The organism is Actinosynnema sp. (genome assembly GCF_052038725.1).
In genome coordinates this window covers 1-3,472 of the sequence record NZ_JBQGCX010000629.1, presented here as the reverse complement: position 1 = coordinate 3,472, position 3,472 = coordinate 1, and the positions used below count along the sequence as shown (strand labels likewise).

Genomic DNA, 3,472 nt, shown 5'->3' with positions numbered 1-3,472 from the left:
CGGCGAACCACTGCGCGTTGAACGCGACCGACCGGGGCGTGCCGCCGAAGCTGCCGCTGCCCACCAGCTCGACCCCGGCGGCGCGGGCGGCGGCGCGCACCTCCCCGAGCGGCAGCGCTCTCCCGTCCACGAGCACGGCCTCCACGTCGAGCGCGCACGCCGCGACGCCCACCCCGGTGAGGGAGGCGGTGAACGCCAGCACCCGTTCGGCGAGCTGCTCGGCGGCGGCGAGCACCGCCTTGCCCGCCACGACCAGCCCGGTGGAGCCGAACGCCCCGGTGTCGTAGCCGACGGCGTCGGTGTCGGCCTGCCGCACGGAGATCCGGTCGACGGTGGTGCCCAGCGCGTCGGCGGCGAGCTGCCGGTGGACGGTGGTGGTGCCGTTGCCGAACTCGGCGGTGCCCACGGCGATCTCGTAGCCGCCGTCCGGGCGCACCCGAACGGCCGCGTCGGCGTGGTGCCCGCGCGGCGGGGTCGTGGCGATCATCGACACGGCCGAGCCCTGCCCGACCAGCCACCCCGGCGGCGCGTCGGGGAGGGGTTCGGCGCGCACCTGCCTGATCCGCCGCAGGCACTGGTCCAGCCCGTACCCGGCGATGTGCAGGTCCTCCTCCGCGCCGAGCGCGGTGACCAGGACGTCCCCGCCCCGCACCAGGTTGCGCTCGCGCACGTCCAGCGGGTCGAGCCCGAGCCGTTCAGCCATCTCGTCCACAATGGACTCGACGGCGAAGGTGACCTGTCCGAGCCCGTAGCCCCGGAACGCGCCGGACGGCACGGTGTTGGTGCGCACCGCGACGCCCTCCACCTTCTTGTTGGGGCACCGGTACACCGACACGGACTCGCTGCACCCGTGGAACAGCACGCCCGGCCCGTGGTTGCCGTACGCGCCGGTGTCGGAGACGACGTCCAGGCGCAGCGCGGTGAACGTGCCGTCGGCGCGCGCCCCGAGCCGGGCCCGCACGGTGAACGGGTGGCGCACGGTGGTGCCGGTGAACTGCTCGGACCTGGTGTGCTCCAAGCGCACCGGGCGGCGCAGCGCGAGGGCGGCGAGCGCGACGACGTCCTCGACCAGCACCTCCTGCTTGCCGCCGAACCCGCCGCCGACCCGCCCGGCCTGCACGCGCACCGCGTCGAGCGGCAGGTCGAACAGCGCGCACAGCAGCCTGCGCGCCAGGAACGGGGTCTGCGTGCTGGAGCGCACCACGAGCCGGTCGTCCTCGAACCAGGCGAGGGCCCCGTGGACCTCCAGGCTCGCGTGCTGCACCCGCTGGGTGCGGAACTCCCGCTCGCACACCACGTCCGCCTCGGCGAACCCGGCCTCGACGTCGCCGACCTCGCCGGACAGCCGGGCGACGACGTTGCCGTCCGGGTGCGCGAGGGGCGCGCCGGGGGCGAGGGCGGCGTCGGGGTCGAGCACGGCGGGCAGCGGCTCGTAGCCGACGACCACCAGGTCGCGCCCGGCCTCGGCGGCGGCCTCGGTCTCGGCGACCACGGCGGCCACCCGCTGACCGGCGAAGCGCACCACGTCGTCCAGGACGCGGGTGTCGGCGGGGTCGTCCTCGACCAGCTCGTGCAGCGCGGTGGAGAAGCGGCGGGCGGGGGCGTCGTGGTGGGTGAGGACGGCGACGACGCCGGGCACGGCGAGCGCGGCGGCGGTGTCGACGGAGGTGATCCTGGCGTGCGCGTGCGGGGAGCGCACGAGCTTGAGGTGCAGCGCGCCGGGGACGTCGACGTCGGCGGTGAACGCGGCCCGGCCGGTGACCACGTCGGGTCCGGCGGGCGCGCCGACGCTGCTGCCGACGGCCGCGCCGGGCGGGGCGTCCTGGACGGTGCGCACGCCGCGCACGGCGTCCTCGATCGCCCGGTAACCGGTGCAGCGGCACAGGTTCCCCTTGAGCGAGCGGGGCAGGTCGGCCTCCTGCTCGGGGGTGAGGGCGGCGACGGTCATGATCATCCCGGCGGTGCCGAACCCGCACTGGAAGCCCTGGGCGTCCAGGAACCGCCGCTGCACCGGGTGCGGTTCGCCGTCCGCGCCCGCGAGGCCCTCGACGGTGGTGATCTCGGCGCCGTCGGCCCGCAGCGCCGGGTACAGGCAGCTGTGCACGGGCAGGCCGTCGACGTGGACCGTGCACGCGCCGCAGTCGCCCGCGTCGCAGCCCTTCTTGACGCCGTGCCAGCCGAGCTGGCGCAGGTAGGTGCGCAGGCACTGGCCGGGGCGCGGCTCGCGGTCGGCGCGGTGGCCGTTGACGCTGGCGGAGAACCCCATCACTCGCCCCCCAGCTCGCGGCGGACCTGCTCGGCGAGCAGCCCGGTGAGGTGCCGACGCCACTCCGGGTCGCCGTGCACGTCGTCGACCCACGCGGGGACGCCCGCGACGAGGTCGGCGACCTCGGCGGCGCCCGGCACGCGCGGGAAGTCGCGGACCAGCGGCGCGGGCACGGCGGCGGTGATCACGAGCCGGAACCGCCGGTCGTCGAGCACCCCGACGACCAGCGCGGCGGAGCGCCCGTGGTCGTGCAGCGAGAACTGCCGGAACGCGGTCCTGGCGCGCAGCGCGGAACCGGGGACCACGATCGAGCGCAGGTAGCTGCCGCGCCCCAGCCGGGTGACGCCGGGGGCGACCACGAACCCGTCCGCCACCAGCCGCTCCCCGCCGTCCGGCAGGACGACCCGGCACACCCCGCCGAGGGCGGCGGTCAGCGCGATCACCGGCCCGGCGGGCAGCGCGGCGCACAGGTTGCCGCCCGCGGTGGCGGTGTTCCAGACCTTGAAGGAGGCCAGGAACGCCCGGCAGCACTGCTCCACCAGCGGCACGCCGCGCTCCCGCCCCCACGCGACGAGCTCCGCGATGGTGCAGGTGGCGGCGATCTCGACCCCGCCGTCCGCCAACCCGGTGACCGGCGCCCAGCCGAACCGGGTGAGGTCGACCAGCCGCCGGGGCCGCAGCGCGGGCTCCCCGAACACGACCGTCCCACCCGCGAGCCACACGTCCCCGTCGCGCCACTCCCCCACGTCACGCGGGTCGCACACCTCGACCACGCTGTTCAGGTCCACGCCCCCTCCTCACCCCGGCAGGTGCACCGGTCTACCCGCCGCAGGTTGCGCCGGGGGACGCGGACCCCGCAGCAGCGCGGGAGACCACCCGGACGGCCTAACCGGCGCAGCGGTCTCCCGAAGCGATCGGGGCCGCCTGGCCCGCGGGCGACCCCCGATCACCGCCCACACCCCACCACCCACCGCCCCGCCACCCACCGCCGCGCCGCACCACGCCCCCAACCACCGCACCCACCGCCGCGCCGCACCACGCCGTCCGTCGCTGCCACCACCACCCGCCACCACCCGCCGCCCGACACCGCCCACCTACCATCCGCCGCCCGCCAACCGCCAACCGCTCGCCCGCCAACCGCTCGCCAACCGCTCGCCCGCCATCCGCCCGCCGTCCGCCAACCGCCCGCCATCCGCCGCCCGCCGC

The 3,472-nt window shown here is 76.9% G+C and carries 2 protein-coding genes; both read right to left on the bottom strand.

The window, feature by feature from the left end:
* A partial coding sequence (locus tag ACTUAL_RS13325; RefSeq protein ID WP_440900456.1) for a molybdopterin-dependent oxidoreductase occupies positions 1-2,266 on the bottom strand: 2,266 nt, incomplete at its 3' end.
* Entirely contained in the window at positions 2,266-3,054 is a 789-nt protein-coding gene (locus tag ACTUAL_RS13320) for an FAD binding domain-containing protein (RefSeq protein WP_096493077.1), read from the bottom strand. The genes ACTUAL_RS13320 and ACTUAL_RS13325, both read right to left, overlap by 1 nt.
* Positions 3,055-3,472 lie beyond the last annotated feature (418 nt).